Origin of the sequence: Ensifer sp. BR816 (assembly GCF_000378985.1) — a bacterium.
Lineage (GTDB): Bacteria > Pseudomonadota > Alphaproteobacteria > Rhizobiales > Rhizobiaceae > Sinorhizobium.
Genome location: NZ_KB905370.1, coordinates 5913260 through 5929846, shown reverse-complemented (window position 1 = coordinate 5929846; position 16587 = coordinate 5913260). Strand labels below are relative to the sequence as shown.

Sequence of the window (16587 nt, the reverse complement as noted above, 5' to 3'; positions counted from 1 at the left end):
ATGAAAGACGTCAGCTTCCAGCTTTACAGCGCCCGCAATTTTCCGCCCCTTGCCGAAGTGCTCTCGGCTCTCGGCCAAGCCGGCTATACCCAGGTCGAAGGTTATGGCGCGCTCTACGCGTCGCTCAGCGACGGGGAGATCGCGGGTTTCAAGAGCGGGCTGGAACGCAATGGCCTGACCATGCCGACCGCCCATTTCGGCATCGACATGCTCGAGGCGGATCCGGTCCGGGTGTTGCAGATCGCCAATGCGCTCGGCATCCGCGCCATCTATTGCCCGTACCTGATGCCCGACCAGCGCCCGACCGATGCGGCCGGCTGGCGCGCTTTCGGTGCCCGGCTGCAGGCGGCGGGCAAGCTGTACCGCCATGCCGGGCTCGACTTCGGCTGGCACAATCATGATTTCGAGTTCCATCCGCTTGCCGACGGCTCGGTGCCGCTTGATCACATCTTTGCCGGCGGGCCGGATCTTTCCTGGGAAGCGGATATCGCCTGGATCGTCCGCGGCGGCGCCGATCCCTTCGCATGGATCGAGAAACACGCGAGCCGCATCACCGCCGTCCACGTCAAGGACGTCGCGCCGAAGGGCGAGAATGCGAACGAGGACGGCTGGGCGGATGTCGGCCAGGGCACGCTCGATTGGAAGGCGCTCGTCCAGGCGCTCTCCAAGACCTCGGCGAAGTATTTCATCGCCGAGCACGATAATCCCAGCGACTTCCGGCGCTTCGCCAAGCGCTCGCTGGCTTCCATTCAATCCTACTGAGGAGTAGAAACCTCCATGGTAAAAGAACTTGGCGTCGGCATCATCGGATGCGGAAATATTTCAACCACCTATTTCAAACTTGCGCCGCTCTTCAAGGGCATCCGGGTCGTCGCCTGCGCCGACATCAATCCGGCGGCTGCCGAAGCGCGGGCTGCCGAATATGACGTGACGGCGCAGAGCATCGAGGCGATGCTCGTCAATCCGGAAGTCGACATCATCGTCAACCTGACGATCCCGGATGCGCACTATCCGGTTTCGAAGGCGATCCTCGAATCCGGCAAGCATGTCTATTCGGAAAAGCCGCTGGTCCTGACGCTCGATCAGGGGGAGGAATTGCGGGCGATCGCCAGGGCGAAGGGGCTGATGGTCGGCTCGGCACCCGATACGTTCCTCGGCGGCGCGCATCAGCTTGCCCGCGCTCATATCGACGCGGGCAAGATCGGCCGCATCACCTCCGGGACCTGCCATGTGATGAGCCCCGGAATGGAGATGTGGCATCCGAATCCGGACTTCTTCTTCCTGCCGGGCGGCGGACCGGTGCTCGATCTCGGGCCTTATTACATTGCCAATCTCATCAACCTCATCGGACCGGTGAAGCGCGTCGCAGCGCTTTCCTCCATGGCAAGCCAGACCCGCACCATCAGCAGCGAGCCGCGCAAGGGCGAGGTAATTCCGGTCAAGACGCCGACCAACATCCACGCGCTGCTCGAGTTCCACAGCGGCGCGACGATCACGCTTTCGGCAAGCTGGGATGTCTGGTCGCACCGCCACGCCAATATGGAGCTCTACGGCACCGAAGGCTCTTTGTTCGTGCCTGACCCGAATTTCTTCGGGGGCACGGTCGAAGCAAGCGGGCAGGACAAGGAAATCGAGCCGCTGGAGATGTGGGAGCACCCGTTCGCCGTGAACAACTGGGAGCATCCGCTCGGCCCGATCGCCAACTATCGCACGGCCGGTCTCGCCGACTTGGCGGCCGCGATCCTGACGGGCCGCGACGCGCGCTGCTCGCTGGATCGGGCGCTTCATGCCGTCGATGTCATGGTCTCGATCCTGAAATCCGGCGAGGAGGGCCGTTTCGTGACGCTCTCGACCACCTGCACCCAGCCTGAGGCACTCGGCATCGATGAGGCGCGGGCGCTTTTGCGGTGACGATCTGCCCCTCCCTTCAAGAGAGCCTTGTGGGGAGGGGGCGGGGAGGGGTATTCAAAGCGCACCCACCTGAAACGAAGGAACACGACAGATGCCCTGGCAACCGGCGGAAAACCGATACGAGAAGATGAAGTACAACCGCTGCGGCCGGAGCGGCCTGAAGCTGCCGGCGATCTCGCTGGGGCTGTGGCACAATTTCGGCGGCGACACGCCGCATGAGCGTAAACTCGACATGTGCCGGACGGCCTTCGACCTCGGCATCACCCATTTCGATCTCGCCAATAATTACGGCCCGCCGCCCGGTTCGGCCGAGACCGCCTTCGGGGAAATCCTCAGGACCGAATTCGCCGGCCTGCGCGATGAGCTCATCATCTCCTCCAAGGCGGGATACGACATGTGGCCCGGTCCCTATGGCGAGTGGGGCAGCCGCAAATATCTGATCGCCTCCTGCGACCAGAGCCTGAAGCGCCTGGGGCTCGATTATGTCGACATCTTTTATTCCCACCGCTTCGATCCGGACACGCCGCTCGAGGAAACTTGCGCTGCGCTCGACCATATCGTCCGTTCGGGGAGGGCGCTCTATGTCGGCATCTCTTCCTATAACTCGCAGCGTACCCGCGAGGCTGCAGCGATCCTCAAGGAACTCGGCACGCCCTGCCTCATCCACCAGCCGAGCTATTCCATGCTCAACCGCTGGGTCGAGGACGACGGCCTCGTCGACACGCTTGCAGAGCTCGGCATCGGCTCGATCGTGTTCTCGCCGCTCGCCCAGGGCATGTTGACGACGAAGTATCTGAACGGCATCCCGGAGGATAGCCGCGCTGCCCAGAACCACTTCCTCAAGAAGGACTTCATTCGTCCGGCGATCACCGACAACATTCGCAAGTTGAACGCTATCGCCGAACGGCGTGGCCAGACGCTGGCGCAGATGGCGTTGGCCTGGGTTCTGCGCGGCGGCCGCATCACCTCGGCGTTGATCGGCGCAAGCCGTTCCGAGCAGATCGTCGATTGCGTCAGGGCACTCGAGAACGACACCTTTTCGGCCGAGGAACTGGCGGAGATCGATCTCTATGCCCGTGAAGCCGATATCAATCTCTGGGCATCGTCAGCCGAACGCTGATTGCACCGGAATGCCTTGATTTGCCTTGAATTTACGGCAATCGGACATAGTTTCCCAAGCCTGTACAAAAGTAGGGGGCGGCGGCTCGATGCCGCCGCTGGACATGGAGTTGCGATTATGTAAGGTGCGTTGCTGTTGTCCGATTTGCGCAGTGCTTTTGCCATGCGTGCCGGGCGGCAAACGAGGAGAAACAAGGCGCGTCGATCACCCAAAAAGGATCGGATGAGCCTCGATAGGCGGCGGCGTTGACAGTAAACAGCGTCGATCGCCAGGCGGGAACCAGGGAGGAACTATGGATCGCCGTTCATTCATTAAAAACGCGAGCTTGGGTGGCCTCGGTGCAGCTGCCGCGACGGCGCTCGCAGCGCCTGCCATCGCGCAAAGCAATCCGAAAGTAACGTGGCGTTTGACGTCGTCGTTCCCGAAGTCACTGGATACGATCTACGGCGGCGGGGAAGTCCTGTCGAAACACGTGTCCGAGGCGACCGACGGCAACTTCCAGATCCAGGTCTTCGCAGCGGGCGAAATCGTTCCGGGGCTGCAGGCCGCCGATGCGGCCGCCGCCGGTACCGTCGAAGCGTGCCACACCGTCGCTTACTATTACTGGGGCAAGGACCCGACCTGGGCGCTTGGCGCTGCCGTGCCCTTCGCGCTCAATGCGCGCGGCATGAACGCCTGGCACTATCATGGCGGCGGCATCGACCTGTTCAACGAATTCCTTGGCGCTCAAGGCCTGGTTGGCTTCCCGAACGGCAATACCGGCGTCCAGATGGGCGGCTGGTTTCGCAAGGAGATCAAGACCGTTGCCGACATGAAGGGCCTGAAGATGCGCGTCGGCGGCTTCGCCGGCAAGGTCATGGAGCGCCTCGGCGTGGTGCCGCAGCAGCTCGCCGGCGGCGACATCTACCCGGCCCTCGAGAAGGGCACGATCGATGCGGCCGAGTGGGTCGGCCCCTATGACGACGAGAAGCTCGGCTTCTACAAGGTGGCGCCGTATTACTACTATCCCGGCTGGTGGGAAGGTGGCCCGACGGTGCACGCCATGTTCAACAAGGCGGCCTACGAGGGCCTGCCCAAGGCCTATCAGTCGCTGCTGCGCACCGCCTGCCAGGCGACCGACGCGAACATGCTGCAGAAGTACGACTATCTGAACCCCTCGGCGATCAAGCGCCTGGTTGCGGCCGGCGCCAAGCTGAGCCCGTTCAGCGCCGAAATCCTGTCGGCCTGCTTCGACGAGGCGAACAAGGTCTATGCTGAAATGGAAGACTCGAACCCGACCTTCAAGAAGATCTGGGACTCGATCAAGGCGTTCCGCGGCGAGTATTATCTCAATGCCCAGATCGCCGAATACAACTACGATACCTTCATGATGATCCAGCAGCGCGGCGGCAAGCTCTAAGCTTCACCCCTGTTCCTGACTGCAACCAGCCGCTCGCAACCTTGGTCGCGGGCGGCTTTTTTTATTGCCGGACGTCGACCGGCGCTTGTCCAGTGGTTTCGTGGTAGGGTTGCCGCCTCAACGCGCAAGGAGGAGGCGCAATGCCGAGTGAAAGCCAATCGATCGCGCTCGGCCCCGGCGAGGGGCGGCGCTACGACATGGGTGCGATACAGGCCGTCTTCAAAGCCGATGGACCGGAGACCCAGGACCGCTTTTCGGTCTCGGAATGGTGGCTGGACGCACGGCATGAAGGGCCGGGTGCCCACAAGCACGATGACAACGACGAGATCTTCTATGTGATAGAGGGCACGGCCACCATCCTAGTGGGCGACACCTGGCACCAGATGGAGAAAGGGTCGCTTTGCGTTATCCCGCGTGGAACGATGCATGATTTCAAGAACGAGAGCGCGGCCCGCATGGGCCTGCTCAACGTTTTCGTGGGTGGCCCCTTCGAGGAGATGATGCCCATGATCGTCGACTGGTATCGCGACAATCCGGCAAAGCGGCTGGATTAGATCATTTCATCGTTTCATTGAAACGGTGAAATGATCTAACTCTTTGAAATACGCAGTTCCGGGCGGAAAACCGTTACACACTTTTCCTGGAATTGCTCCAGGGACAGGGTTTCCTCGTCGGGAGCGTAAGCCATAAGAAAACGGGCGGCCCTGGTCGGGGCCGCCCGATGCTTTTCGAGCCGATACTTGTACTATTTGAACGACGGCGGCTGACTGAGATCGTTCGACGGCGCGGTCTGCGGCTGCGGCTGTGCGCCGCCGTTCTGATCAGCAGGCTTCTGGTCGAGCGGGCTGCCGCCGGGGAGTTGCAGGCCGCCGGGCAGACCGAGGCCGCCGCCGTTGTCGGGCAGGGTCAGGCCGCCGCCACCCGTCCCGAAACCGGGCACCTCGATCTTGATGGTCGACGGGTCGACCGTGGCACCGCTTCCCTTGTAATGCATGACCATCTGCGGGAAGAGGATCGTCAACGCCACCATCAGGATCTGGATGCCGACGAAGGGCACCGCACCCCAATAGATCTGCCCGGTTGTCACCGGCTGCGTCATCTTGCCGGTTACCTTGTCGAGATAGGGCACCCTCGCGGCAACCGAACGCAGGTAGAAGAGCGCGAAGCCGAAGGGCGGGTGCATGAAGCTCGTCTGCATGTTGATGCCGAGCAGCACGCCGAACCAGATCAGGTCGATGCCGAGCTTGTCGGCCGCCGGCGCGAGCAGCGGCACGATGATGAAGGCGAGTTCGAAGAAATCGAGGAAGAAGGCCAGGAAGAAGACGAGCAGGTTGACGGCGATAAGGAAGCCGATTTCGCCGCCCGGCAGCCCGACCAGCAGGTGCTCGACCCAGAGATGCCCGTTGACGCCGTAGAAGGTCAGCGAGAAGACGCGGGCGCCGATCAGGATGAACAGGACGAAAGCCGAAAGGCGGGTGGTCGAAGCGAGCGCGGCCCGGACGACCTCCATGTTCAGCCGCCCCTTCGCCGCCGCCATGATCAGCGCGCCGACTGCACCCATCGCCCCGCCTTCGGTCGGCGTGGCGATGCCGAGGAAGATCGTGCCGAGCACGAGGAAGATCAGCGCCAGCGGCGGGATCAGCACAATGATGACCTGCTGGGCCAGACGCGACAGAGCATTGAACTTCATGGCCCGGTCGACGAGCGCAACGAGGTAGATGACCGCGACGCCGACGGTCGCGCCGAGAATGTCGGCATTCTCGCCCTGCGTCGGCGACAGGAAGACATGCGCTGCATAGGCGATGCCGGCTGCCACGAGCAGCGCGACGATGAGGGATGCCACGCCCGACCCGAGCGTGCGCGCTTCGAGCGGCAGCGCCGGCATGGAATCGCGCTTCAGGAACGACATGAGCAGAATGTAACCCATGTAGAGGCCGGTCAGGACGAGACCCGGGATCAGGGCGCCGGCATACATGTCGCCGACCGAGCGGCCGAGCTGGTCGGCGAGAACGATCAACACCAGCGACGGAGGGATGATCTGGGCAAGTGTGCCGGAGGCGGCGATGACCCCAGACGCGACGCGCCGGTCATAGCCGTAGCGCAGCATGATCGGCAGCGAGATCAGGCCCATGGCGATGACCGAGGCCGCCACCACGCCGGTGGTTGCCGCAAGCAGCGCGCCGACGAAGATCACCGCATAGGCGAGGCCGCCGCGGACCGGGCCGAAAAGCTGGCCGATCGTATCGAGAAGGTCCTCGGCCATGCCGGAGCGCTCGAGCACGATCCCCATGAAGGTGAAGAAGGGGATGGCAAGCAATGTGTCGTTCGACATCACGCCCCAGAAGCGCTCCGGCAGGGCGTTGAGCAGCGGCCAGGAGAGATTGATCGAATCCGAAAGCGGCGCCAGTTCCACGCCGATGATGAAGAACAGCAGGCCGTTGGCGGCGAGCGAGAAGGCGACCGGATAACCCAGCAGCAGGAACACGATCAGTGAGGCGAACATGATCGGTGCTAGGTTTTCAGCGATGAGTTCGATCACGGGCGTACCTCCGGAGCGACGGGGTCTTCAAGCGGCGCGTGGGTCGGCACATAGGGGGTCGGATCGTCCATGTTGCCGGTCATGATGGCAATCTTCTTGATGATTTCCGAGACGCCCTGCAAGGCGAGCAGAATGAAGCCGAACAACAGGATGGCCTTGGCCGGCCAGATGATCAGCCCGCCGGCGCTCGACGATACCTCGCCCGAGACATAGGACATCCGGACGTAAGGCACGAGGTAGTAGAGCATCAGGAGCACGAAGGGCATCAGGAAAAAGACGTGCCCGAAGAGATCGATCCAATGCTGGACGCGCCGCGAGAACATTCCGTAGACGACATCGATTCGGATGTGCTCGTTCTGGCTGAGCGTATAGGCGGCGGCGAACATGAAGGCGGCGCCGAAGAGGTACCATTGCGCCTCGAGCCAGGCGTTGGACGACACGTTGAACGCTTTTCTGATGACCGCGTTGCCGGCGCTGACGAGAACGGCGACGAGTATGAGCCAGGACACTGCCTTGCCGATTCTCTCGGTAACGGCGTCGATCAATCGGCTGAAGCCGAGTAACGGATTCATTGAATACCTCCCCGCATTGGCTGGTTTTTGGTGTTCTGCCAAGCACAGTCACAGTGCCGATTTCAAGCTTCCTTTCAAGTCTGGGCGGCCATTTTTCCGTTTCGCGGCCGGCGGATGTACGAAAGTATCATGGGGAGGCCCTCGGAATGCCCAAGCTCCGGCGCTAGGCCCGATATACCGCCCTGTATTGGCGTGCGGCTCGCCCCGCGTGGAGGCGACTCGGTCGCCGCGGCGCAAGCGCTGGATGGACAGGAAAGACCTTGAAACGGCCCCGAGTTTGGGGCTGGATGCTGCGCAAAGATGGAGGAGCAAGACATGACCGCGATGATCCGCAATCCGATCCTGCCGGGCTTCAATCCCGACCCGTCGATCTGCCGGGTGGGCGACGACTATTACATTGCGACGTCCACCTTCGAGTGGTTTCCGGGCGTGCAGATCCACCACTCGCGCGACCTCGTGAACTGGCGTCTCGTCCGCCGGCCGCTGGAGCGGGCGAGCCAGCTCGACATGCGCGGCAATCCCGACAGTTGCGGTATATGGGCGCCGTGCCTTTCCTATTGCGACGGGCTGTTCTGGCTCGTCTACACGGACGTGAAACGCTTCGACGGCAACTTCAAGGACGCGCACAACTACATCGTCACCGCGGAAGCGGTGGAGGCGACCTGGTCCGACCCCGTCTATGTCAATTCCTCGGGCTTCGATCCGTCGCTCTTCCATGATGACGACGGTCGCAAGTGGTTCCTGAACATGCAGTGGAACCATCGCACCGAGAGTTTTGGCGGTGCACCGAAGCATCCGGCCTTCGACGGCATCTTGCTGCAGGAGTGGGACGAGCGGACGCGCAAGCTCGTCGGTCCGGTCAGGAACATCTTCGCCGGCAGTCCGCTCGGTCTCGTCGAGGGGCCGCATCTCTTCAAGCGCGATGGCTGGTATTACCTGACCACGGCGGAAGGGGGAACGGGTTACGACCATGCGGTGACCATGGCGCGGTCACGGACGATCGACGGCCCGTACGAGATGCACCCGCAGGTCCATCTCATCAGTTCGAAGGATCATCCGGAGGCGCCGCTGCAGCGGGCCGGCCACGGTCAGTATGTCGAGACGCCGGATGGGCAGGCCTATCACACCCACCTTTGCGGCCGGCCGCTGCCGCCGCAGCGCCGCTGCACGCTCGGTCGCGAGACGGCCCTGCAGAAGTGCGTCTGGCGGGAAGACGGTTGGCTCTATCTGGAAAGCGGCGGCATCGTGCCGGAGCTGAGCGTCCCGGCTCCGGTCGAGACGAGCGTTCTTCCGCAGCCCGCCGTCATCGAGACGGATTTCGACGAGACGGTGCTCGCTACCGAGTTTCAATGGCTGCGCACCCCATTGCCGGAGCGGATCTTCTCGCTGGCGAGGCGGGAAGGGCACTTGCGCCTGTTCGGCCGCGAAAGCATCGGCAGTTGGTTCGAGCAGGCGCTGGTGGCGAGACGCCAGGAGCATCATTCATTCCGAGCCGAGACGGTCGTCGACTTTACACCCTACACCTACCAGCAGGTCGCCGGCCTGGCGCATTACTATAACCGCCACAAGTTCCATGCGCTCGGCGTCACGTGGCACGAAACGCTCGGCCGTGTGGTCACGATCCTTTCATGCCCGGGCGATTTTCCCCACGGGCGTCTGGAGTATCCGACCGGGAGCGGCGTGGCGGTCCCGGATGGCACGGTTCACCTGGCGATGGAGGCGAGGGATAACGAACTCCAATTCTTCTGGCGGGCCAACGCTGAGGAGGATTGGGTCCCCATCGGCCCCGTGCTGGATGCGGGCGTCGTCTCGGACGAGGGCGGACGCGGCGAGCACGGCTCTTTCACCGGCGCCTTTGCCGGCATGTTCGCCTTCGACACGTCCGGCAGCGGCATGCAGGCGGATTTCGACCGCTTTCGCTATGAGGCACTTGGTTCATGATCTGAGATTTGTTTGTAAGAAACGTCTTATAAGCATCTATTATCATTACATAAATGGCGTCTGAAAAGACGCGCGGCGCTGTAGTGGATGTTACCCGAAACTGTGCGGCGGTTTCAGGACGACGACATGCATCAAAACAATGACCTGAAGCGCGTTGCGTGGCTCCGTTTGAATGCGACGCGCTTTGGGACGCAGACTGATCAGCGCAACCGCAACCGCATCGAGGCGAAGCGGACCATGGCTGATGAGGGCCGCCAGTTGTCCTTCGCCGCACGCGCCGACGTCGCGCGACTATGCGGGAACGTAGGTTAACCTGATCACGTCCGCGCCAATTCGATCGCTCCCCACGAGGCGCAGCGGCGGCCGCGGGCCGGCGAACAAAGGCTTGCCGCGACCAAGCACGACGGGATGGAGGTACAGTCGATATTCATCGACGAGGCCAAGGTCGGTCAGACTTCGCGCCAGTTCAGGTCCGGCAACTTCGATCTCCCCATCCAGTTGAGCCTTCAGCCCGCGTATCGCCGCCTCGATGTCACCCACGACAAGAGTGGCGTTGGGGCCAACGGATTTCAGCGAGCGCGACACGACCCATTTCGGTTGGCTCCGCCACGCCGCTGCATAGTCGCGTTCCGCCTCGTCCCACTCGGAATGGTCTTCGTCCCAATACCGCATCACCTCGTACATGCGGCGACCGTACACGCTGCCGGCCAGGCTGCGCACGTCGTCGATGAAATGACGAAAGAGCGTGGGATCGGGCGCAAATTCGGTGTGGTCGACATACCCATCCAGAGACTGGTTCAATGCGAACACGAGCTTCGCCATACTGCCGTACCTCCTCCCCGGTTTCCTCAAAAAGGCTTGGCCCGATGCTACGCAGAAATGACGTCGGCTACAATCTGGCGGTCGCGGACCGTCCCCAAGCGACCCGCTCCCGGTCATTCCCGATTTATGGGCTCACTGCGTAGCTGTGTGACAAGTCAGAGCGGCTGGCTGACGTGGCCGCCTTCACCGCCTTGGGAAGAAGATTTCAGCTGGCCGAAGAAAGGCAGTCCTTCAGCGATGCGCCGATATTCTCCATCAGCTGGAAGTAGAGATCCGGACCGGCTTCGAGGGTCGCCGCTTCCGGGTCGAGCGTGCCGGATTTTGCCGGTGTGCCTTCGAGGACGACATTGACCAGCTTCGGCTCGAATTGCGGTTCGGCAAAGACGCAGGTGGCGCCGAGATCCTCGATCTTGGCGTGGATCTCGGAAAGCCGCTCCGCGCCCGGCAACACCTCCGGGCTGACGGTGATCGAGCCTGCGACGCGCACCTTGTAACGGTGCTCGAAATATTGATAGGCATCGTGGAAAACGATGAAGGGCTTATCCTTGATCGGCGCAACCGTCTCGGCGAGGCTCTTGTCGAGGCCATCGAGCCTCTGGTTCAGTTTTTCCAGATTGGCCTTGTAAGCCGCGGCATTGGCGGGATCGGTGTTGGCGAGCGTCTTCTCGATCTCTGCGGCCATCGCCTTGGCATTCATCGGATCGAGCCACATATGCATGTCGGATTCGCTTTCGCCGTGACCGTGATGGTGCTCGGCCTCCTCCGCTGCGGCGCCATGGGCGTCGGCATCGTGCCCCTCGTGACCGGCTTCCTCCGCGTCGTGCCCGTGTCCTTCCTCGCCGTGCTCATCGCCGTCGTCGTGCGGCTCGAAGGCGCCGCCCTCGCGGAATTTCAGCTTCGCGATGCCGGGCGCCTCGCTGAGCTCCACCACCCTGGCATCGCCGCCGAGCGCTTCGAGCGGCTTCTCGAGGAAGATTTCGAGATCGGGACCGACCCAGAACACCAGCTTTGCCGCCTGCAGGGCGGCGGCGTTCGATGGCTTCATATTGTAGGTGTGCGGCGAGGCGGCGCCTTCGACGATCAGCGACGGCTCGCCAACGCCCTGCATGATCGAGGCGACGAGGGAATGGATCGGCTTGATCGAGGCCACGACATTGGGCGCCTCTGCGAGAGCCGGCGACGACAGGAGGACGGAGGATGCGAAGAGCAGGGCGGGCGTCGATTTCATTGATTTCTCCGGGCTTGACGGTCCAAGTTGGCTCGATCCTGGCGCATCCGTCATTGCTTGATGCGGCCATGTAATGTTATTACATCAATTGCGTTATGCTATAACGTGTGCGATAGCCAGAGGCAACTGCCAGAAACGGAATTTTTCGATGCTGAATTTCCGATCGCCGGATGTCACGCCGCTCGTCAGCCTCACGAATGCGGGCGTGCGCCGCAATGGGCGCTGGCTCGTGCGCGGCGTGGAGTTTTCGATCCGCCGCGGCGAGATCGTCACGCTCATCGGGCCGAACGGTTCGGGAAAGTCGACGACCGCGAAGACCGCGATCGGCGTGCTGAAGCCGGACGAAGGCAAGGTCGAGCGCGTTGCCGGCCTCAAGGTCGGCTACGTTCCACAGAAGCTCTCCATCGATTGGACCCTGCCGCTGACGGTCGAGCGGCTGATGACGCTGACCGGGCCGTTGAAGGGACGCGAGATCGAGGAGGCGTTGGCGTCCACCGGCATGCTGCATATGGCCAAGGCCGAGGTGCAGCACCTTTCCGGCGGCGAGTTCCAGCGCGCGCTGCTGGCGCGGGCGATTGCCCGCAAGCCGGATCTGCTCGTTCTCGACGAGCCGGTGCAGGGCGTCGATTTTTCCGGCGAGATCGCGCTCTACGAACTGATCAAGCAGATCCGCAACCGTACCGGCTGCGGCATTCTGCTGATCTCGCACGATCTGCACATCGTCATGGCGGAGACCGATACGGTCGTCTGTCTGAACGGCCATGTCTGCTGCCGCGGCACGCCGCAGGCCGTCAGCCAGAGCCCGGAATATCTGAAACTTTTCGGGCGCCGGGCCGCCGGGGCACTGGCCGTCTACAGCCATCATCACGACCACACGCATCTGCCGGACGGGCGGGTGCTGCACGCCGATGGCAGCATCACGGAGAGCTGCTTCCCCGGCGATGGCCATCATCACCATGACGAGGCGGAAAACGTCCACGACCACGAGCCGGACTGCGGTTGCGGCCATCACACACGCCTGCACGGCTTCGACGCCGCGGAGAAGCGCGATGCTTGACGATTTCTTCATTCGCGCGCTCGTAGCCGGCATCGGGATCGCCATGGTGGCGGGGCCGCTCGGCTGCTTCGTCATCTGGCGGCGCATGGCCTATTTCGGCGACACGATGGCCCATTCGGCGCTGCTCGGCGTGGCCTTGTCGCTGCTTCTCGAACTCAACCTGATGGTCAGCGTCTTCCTTGTCGCCTCCGTCGTGTCGATGCTGCTTCTCTTCCTGCAGAAACGCGGCGCGCTGTCGACGGATGCGCTGCTCGGCATCCTGTCACATTCGGCGCTGTCGATCGGCCTGGTCATCGTCGCCTTCATGACCTGGGTCCGCATCGATCTCGTCGGATTCCTCTTCGGCGATATCCTCGCGGTTTCCGAAGCCGATATCGACATCATCTGGGGCGGCGGCATCCTGGTGATCTTCGCGCTCGTCTATCTCTGGCGACCGCTGCTCGCCTCTACGGTCAATCCGGAACTCGCAGAGGCCGAGGGGCTGAAGCCGGAAAGAGCGCGGCTCTTCTTCATGCTCCTGATGGCGCTGGTGATCGCAATCGCCATGAAAATCGTAGGCATTCTCCTCATCACCTCGCTGCTGATCATCCCGGCGGCGACCGCGCGCCGCTTCGCCACGTCGCCGGAAGTCATGGCGGTTCTCGCCTCGCTGATCGGCGCCCTTGCCGTTGCCGGCGGTCTTTTCGGCTCGCTGCACTGGGATACGCCGTCCGGACCGTCTATCGTCGTTGCCGCGCTGGCGCTTTTCGTGCTGAGTCTGCTGCCTGTCGGGCGACTCGAACGCGCGTCACACACGTCGTACGGAGGAAACTGATGGGTACCCCCCAATTGACGAAAAACCAGTCGTTGGTGATGGGTGCGCTCGCTCATTCGGACGGACCCTTGAGTGCCTATACGATCCTCGACAAGCTTCGGGACCAGGGCTTCCGCGCGCCGCTCCAGGTCTATCGCGCCCTCGACAAACTTCTCGAATACGGTCTCGTCCATCGGCTGGAAAGCCTCAATGCCTTCGTGGCCTGCACGTGCCCGCACGAGCATGAGCACGACCACGGTGTGACCGCCTTCACCATCTGCGAGGGCTGCGGGCAGGTGACGGAATTTCACGACGAGGCGATCGAACAGCGGCTGTCGGCGCTCGTTCGCGCCCAGAGCTTCAAGACCGAGAAGACGACCATCGAGATCCGCGGCCACTGCAAGAGCTGCGCCTGAGCTATTCGATCAGCAGCAAACCGCGCTTTTGGTCGCCGTCCAGCGTGTCGACCGCCGAATAGAGCTTTTCGCGTGGGACGAGCCACGGCTTGAAGTCCTCGTTGACGTCCAGGACGAAAACCAGGTCTTCCGCCTCGAGATAGCCACCGATCGGCGAGTGATGGCCAACGCCCGCGCCGAAGATCGCCTCTCGCGAAAAGTTGACGATGTAGCGCCTGCTGGGGTCGTTGCTCGCCCGCAAGTGGCGGCGGAACTCGTCCGGATTCAGATTGCGCAACACGGTCACCTTGCGCTCCGTTTGGGCTTGCGCCAGTTCTGCAAGCTCGTCGAGGGTCAACCCCATCCAGCAGAAGCCGAGGCGGCACCAGCCGGTGCCCTCGAGAACCTTGGCTTCGGTCGTTTCCTCTTCCCCTATGGAGCGGAAGAGGTTGGCGATGCTGGCGGGACCGCAGAACGATCCATTCGCCTGCCACGTCAGAGTTCGTCCGTAGCTCGCGGCGCCCGGCAAGCTCCAGGCGCGGTTCAGCAGTTCAGGCGATTGCTCGACCGAGGTGCGGATCGCAGCCGGCGACACTTCGGCCGGGCGGAGGACATAGGCGCCGCCGAGGAGGACGGAGACACCAATTGCGGCACCGACGAGAATTCCACGCCTCATCGCCCTGACCTCTGAAAATGGTGGCAAGAGCATAGCGCAAGGCGTCCGCCGCGCCTATTCCGGTGCAGTAGAGGTTCAATCCAGCCGGCTAAGCTGTGCGGCGTAACGCTGCCAGTTCTTCACGTAATGTTCGGCCGAGCGCCTCAACCCTTGCACGGCCGCGTCGTCGAGCGTCCGTATCACCTTGGCCGGGGCGCCGACGATCAGCGAATTGTCCGGAAATTCCTTGCCCTCGGTGACCAGAGCATTGGCGCCGACCAGGCAGTTGCGGCCGATCCTGGCGCCGTTCAGGATGGTGGCACCCATTCCGATCAGCGAATTGTCGCCGATCGTGCAGCCGTGGATGATCGCCCTGTGGCCGATGGTGCAGCCTTCGCCGATCGTCACCGGAAAACCCGGATCGACATGAACGATGACGGCCTCCTGGATGTTGGCGCGCCCGCCGATGCGGATCGGCTCGTTGTCGCCGCGCAAGGTCGCACCGAACCAGATGCCGACGTCTTCGCCAATCTCCACCTGGCCGATGACATTGGCGTCCGGTGCTATCCAGTAGCTGCCTTGTGGCGGCGTGTTGGGCTGCAGCGGTCCCAATGCATAGAGTGGCATGGTGTGTTCCTTCTGCTGAGAGGCAAGTCGCCGGCAGCCTTCCGCACGCGTGGCGCGTCAGACGACTTTGACGGAGAGCGCCGCGATACCGTCGATGCCGCAGGTGACCACGTCGCCGCGCTCGACGGCACCCACGCCGGCGGGTGTTCCGGTCATGATGATGTCGCCGGGTGCCAATGTGAAGAGGCGCGAGAGTTCGGCGATGATCTCCGGCACCGTCCAGATCATCTGGGCGAGATCACCCTGCTGGCGTGCCTCGCCATTGACCTTCAGCCAGATGTTGCCGCTCGTCGGGTGGCCGACCGTGGTCGCCGGGACAATTGCGGAGATCGGTGCGGAATGCTCGAAGGCCTTGGCCGCGGTCCAGGGCCGGCCGGCCTCCTTCGCCTCGGCCTGCAGGTCGCGGCGCGTGAAATCGATGCCGACGCCATAGCCGTAGACATGCGCGATCGCTTCCTCGACCGGGATGTCCGCACCGCCGTGGCGAAGGGCAACGACCAGTTCCACCTCGTGGTGCACGTCCGAGGAGAGCGGCGGGTAGGGGAAATCCTGACCGGTCGGCAGCAGGTTGTCCGCATTCTTCTGGAAAAAGAACGGCGGCTCGCGCTCGGGGTCATGTCCCATCTCACGCGCATGGGCCGCATAGTTGCGGCCGACGCAATAGACCCGGCGCACCGGAAAGCCGACGGCGCTCCCGGAAATCGGCAAAAGCACGGGGGGTGAGGGCGGTATGACGGTATCCAAAATAACAGTTTCCTGTCGTCCGGTTCTCGCATCGGCCAGGCTGGCGCCGAGCAAATGAATATGCGGGAAGCGCAACGCTACAGCGACCTACCGTGCCGGATGGACGGTGGTGCTGTAGCGAATCTTTGGGTGGGACGTTAGCAGCCGGAAGGGCTGCGGCAATAGGCAAACTTATGCCGAAGGTGATTTATTGGGCCCGCGGGGCCTGCGGTCAGGCGCAGCGGGCATAGGCTTCAAGCTGGTCGCGGGTCAGAAAGCGACCGTCCGAGCGCGAGTTGAGTTCCGGGTGGCTGTATTCGAGGCTCGGTACTTCGGGAAGTTCAAGGGCCTGGCGTACGGTCATGATGCCGATGTCCTTGCGGCCGGTTTCGCGCTTCATGCTGACTTCGACGATGCGTCTGAGATTGCTCTCTCTCATCATGATGTCTCTCCCGTAATTATTTTCTTTTCCCTTTTGATCCGGAGTTAGACGCTCCGAACTTGTTCTTTATGAGGCACCTCAGAATATACGTGCTTTAAATGAACGCTTCACGACAGAAATCCGGCGGTTTCGCGGAAATTTCCGTGTCATTTCAAGATTGGCCGCAATGCCGGCCGGCCCGAAGGCATGTCGATGACTTAAAGTGTGCGCAATAGCTTATATTGGAAACGGCCCTGATCTTCAAGCAAAGCTCTTGTCGGATGATATTAATACTATTTATGCAGGCCGCGATCCAGCTATAAATAATATAATTCCTTGCCAATGGGGCGATTTCGGCAGGTATTTCGCAACAGTAAAGGCCCC

The 16587-nt window shown here is 62.4% G+C and carries 17 protein-coding genes; 9 read left to right on the top strand and 8 right to left on the bottom strand.

Annotated features, from left to right (window positions below; translation table 11 throughout):
- The 5 genes from RHIBR816_RS0128590 to RHIBR816_RS0128570 all read left to right on the top strand — a co-directional run bounded on the left by RHIBR816_RS0128590 (window position 1) and on the right by RHIBR816_RS0128570 (window position 4984).
- Entirely contained in the window at window positions 1-762 is a 762-nt protein-coding gene (locus RHIBR816_RS0128590) for a sugar phosphate isomerase/epimerase (RefSeq protein WP_018240007.1), read from the top strand.
- Between the two features lie 15 nt (window positions 763-777).
- Window positions 778-1911: a Gfo/Idh/MocA family protein gene (locus RHIBR816_RS0128585; protein WP_018240006.1), complete on the top strand. Its 1134-nt coding sequence runs from the start codon at window positions 778-780 to the stop codon at window positions 1909-1911.
- A gap of 91 nt (window positions 1912-2002) precedes the next feature.
- Complete coding sequence (mgrA, locus tag RHIBR816_RS0128580; protein ID WP_018240005.1) at window positions 2003-3031, top strand: L-glyceraldehyde 3-phosphate reductase; 1029 nt, start codon at window positions 2003-2005, stop codon at window positions 3029-3031.
- Between the two features lie 292 nt (window positions 3032-3323).
- Complete coding sequence (locus RHIBR816_RS0128575; protein ID WP_018240004.1) at window positions 3324-4430, top strand: TRAP transporter substrate-binding protein; 1107 nt, start codon at window positions 3324-3326, stop codon at window positions 4428-4430.
- Window positions 4431-4570: 140 nt separating this feature from the next.
- Window positions 4571-4984 (top strand): cupin domain-containing protein, encoded by a 414-nt coding sequence (locus RHIBR816_RS0128570; RefSeq protein WP_018240003.1) that lies wholly within the window; start codon window positions 4571-4573, stop codon window positions 4982-4984.
- Between the two features lie 191 nt (window positions 4985-5175).
- On the opposite strand, the gene RHIBR816_RS0128565 is transcribed toward RHIBR816_RS0128570, so the two are convergent.
- Window positions 5176-6969 (bottom strand): TRAP transporter large permease subunit, encoded by a 1794-nt coding sequence (locus RHIBR816_RS0128565; RefSeq protein ID WP_018240002.1) that lies wholly within the window; start codon window positions 6967-6969, stop codon window positions 5176-5178.
- Window positions 6966-7541, bottom strand: a complete 576-nt coding sequence (locus tag RHIBR816_RS0128560) for a TRAP transporter small permease subunit (RefSeq protein WP_018240001.1) — start codon at window positions 7539-7541, stop codon at window positions 6966-6968. Before RHIBR816_RS0128560 ends, RHIBR816_RS0128565 begins: the two co-directional genes overlap by 4 nt.
- 315 nt (window positions 7542-7856) lie before the next feature.
- On the opposite strand from RHIBR816_RS0128560, the gene RHIBR816_RS0128555 reads away from it, so the two are divergent.
- Window positions 7857-9482, top strand: a complete 1626-nt coding sequence (locus RHIBR816_RS0128555; protein WP_026187532.1) for a glycoside hydrolase family 43 protein — start codon at window positions 7857-7859, stop codon at window positions 9480-9482.
- Window positions 9483-9773: 291 nt separating this feature from the next.
- Here the strand turns inward: RHIBR816_RS0128555 and RHIBR816_RS0128545 are convergent, their stop codons facing one another.
- The gene (locus RHIBR816_RS0128545) at window positions 9774-10304 is read right to left on the bottom strand and encodes a dihydrofolate reductase family protein (RefSeq protein ID WP_018239998.1); all 531 of its coding nucleotides are present in this window, start codon (window positions 10302-10304) and stop codon (window positions 9774-9776) included.
- 205 nt (window positions 10305-10509) lie between these two features.
- Window positions 10510-11532 (bottom strand): zinc ABC transporter substrate-binding protein ZnuA, encoded by a 1023-nt coding sequence (znuA, locus tag RHIBR816_RS0128540; protein WP_018239997.1) that lies wholly within the window; start codon window positions 11530-11532, stop codon window positions 10510-10512.
- A 148-nt stretch (window positions 11533-11680) separates the two neighbouring features.
- Here znuA and RHIBR816_RS0128535 point away from each other — a divergent pair, with 148 nt between their 5' ends.
- Genes RHIBR816_RS0128535 through RHIBR816_RS0128525 form a run of 3 tightly spaced genes read left to right on the top strand, consistent with a single transcriptional unit; the run spans window position 11681 to window position 13798 of the window.
- Window positions 11681-12589 (top strand): metal ABC transporter ATP-binding protein, encoded by a 909-nt coding sequence (locus tag RHIBR816_RS0128535; protein ID WP_018239996.1) that lies wholly within the window; start codon window positions 11681-11683, stop codon window positions 12587-12589.
- Window positions 12582-13403 carry a zinc ABC transporter permease subunit ZnuB gene (znuB, locus tag RHIBR816_RS0128530; RefSeq protein ID WP_018239995.1) on the top strand — a complete coding sequence of 274 codons (822 nt, stop codon included), beginning with the start codon at window positions 12582-12584 and terminating at the stop codon, window positions 13401-13403. The genes RHIBR816_RS0128535 and znuB overlap by 8 nt, the downstream gene beginning before the upstream one ends.
- Entirely contained in the window at window positions 13403-13798 is a 396-nt protein-coding gene (locus tag RHIBR816_RS0128525; RefSeq protein ID WP_026187531.1) for a Fur family transcriptional regulator, read from the top strand. The genes znuB and RHIBR816_RS0128525 overlap by 1 nt, the downstream gene beginning before the upstream one ends.
- Window position 13799: 1 nt before the next feature.
- On the opposite strand, the gene RHIBR816_RS0128520 is transcribed toward RHIBR816_RS0128525, so the two are convergent.
- The 4 genes from RHIBR816_RS0128520 to RHIBR816_RS0128505 form a co-directional block, all read right to left on the bottom strand.
- Window positions 13800-14453, bottom strand: coding sequence for a phytochelatin synthase family protein (locus RHIBR816_RS0128520; RefSeq protein ID WP_018239993.1), 654 nt, complete (start codon window positions 14451-14453; stop codon window positions 13800-13802).
- A 75-nt stretch (window positions 14454-14528) separates the two neighbouring features.
- Complete coding sequence (locus RHIBR816_RS0128515; RefSeq protein ID WP_018239992.1) at window positions 14529-15059, bottom strand: gamma carbonic anhydrase family protein; 531 nt, start codon at window positions 15057-15059, stop codon at window positions 14529-14531.
- A gap of 57 nt (window positions 15060-15116) precedes the next feature.
- The gene (locus tag RHIBR816_RS0128510; RefSeq protein ID WP_018239991.1) at window positions 15117-15803 is read right to left on the bottom strand and encodes a fumarylacetoacetate hydrolase family protein; all 687 of its coding nucleotides are present in this window, start codon (window positions 15801-15803) and stop codon (window positions 15117-15119) included.
- A gap of 211 nt (window positions 15804-16014) precedes the next feature.
- Window positions 16015-16224: a hypothetical protein gene (locus RHIBR816_RS0128505; protein ID WP_012708291.1), complete on the bottom strand. Its 210-nt coding sequence runs from the start codon at window positions 16222-16224 to the stop codon at window positions 16015-16017.
- Between the last annotated feature and the right edge of the window lie 363 nt (window positions 16225-16587).

What these genes read in the sequence shown, in the direction of transcription:
- RHIBR816_RS0128590 (WP_018240007.1), top strand. Translation starts at nt 1, where the DNA reads ATGAAAGACGTCAGCTTCCAGCTTTACAGCGCCCGCAATTTTCCGCCC.
- RHIBR816_RS0128585 (WP_018240006.1), top strand. Translation starts at nt 778, where the DNA reads ATGGTAAAAGAACTTGGCGTCGGCATCATCGGATGCGGAAATATTTCA.
- mgrA (WP_018240005.1), top strand. Translation starts at nt 2,003, where the DNA reads ATGCCCTGGCAACCGGCGGAAAACCGATACGAGAAGATGAAGTACAAC.
- RHIBR816_RS0128575 (WP_018240004.1), top strand. Translation starts at nt 3,324, where the DNA reads ATGGATCGCCGTTCATTCATTAAAAACGCGAGCTTGGGTGGCCTCGGT.
- RHIBR816_RS0128570 (WP_018240003.1), top strand. Translation starts at nt 4,571, where the DNA reads ATGCCGAGTGAAAGCCAATCGATCGCGCTCGGCCCCGGCGAGGGGCGG.
- RHIBR816_RS0128560 (WP_018240001.1), bottom strand. Translation starts at nt 7,541, where the DNA reads ATGAATCCGTTACTCGGCTTCAGCCGATTGATCGACGCCGTTACCGAG.
- RHIBR816_RS0128555 (WP_026187532.1), top strand. Translation starts at nt 7,857, where the DNA reads ATGACCGCGATGATCCGCAATCCGATCCTGCCGGGCTTCAATCCCGAC.
- RHIBR816_RS0128545 (WP_018239998.1), bottom strand. Translation starts at nt 10,304, where the DNA reads ATGGCGAAGCTCGTGTTCGCATTGAACCAGTCTCTGGATGGGTATGTC.
- znuA (WP_018239997.1), bottom strand. Translation starts at nt 11,532, where the DNA reads ATGAAATCGACGCCCGCCCTGCTCTTCGCATCCTCCGTCCTCCTGTCG.
- RHIBR816_RS0128535 (WP_018239996.1), top strand. Translation starts at nt 11,681, where the DNA reads ATGCTGAATTTCCGATCGCCGGATGTCACGCCGCTCGTCAGCCTCACG.
- znuB (WP_018239995.1), top strand. Translation starts at nt 12,582, where the DNA reads ATGCTTGACGATTTCTTCATTCGCGCGCTCGTAGCCGGCATCGGGATC.
- RHIBR816_RS0128525 (WP_026187531.1), top strand. Translation starts at nt 13,403, where the DNA reads ATGGGTACCCCCCAATTGACGAAAAACCAGTCGTTGGTGATGGGTGCG.
- RHIBR816_RS0128520 (WP_018239993.1), bottom strand. Translation starts at nt 14,453, where the DNA reads ATGAGGCGTGGAATTCTCGTCGGTGCCGCAATTGGTGTCTCCGTCCTC.
- RHIBR816_RS0128515 (WP_018239992.1), bottom strand. Translation starts at nt 15,059, where the DNA reads ATGCCACTCTATGCATTGGGACCGCTGCAGCCCAACACGCCGCCACAA.
- RHIBR816_RS0128505 (WP_012708291.1), bottom strand. Translation starts at nt 16,224, where the DNA reads ATGATGAGAGAGAGCAATCTCAGACGCATCGTCGAAGTCAGCATGAAG.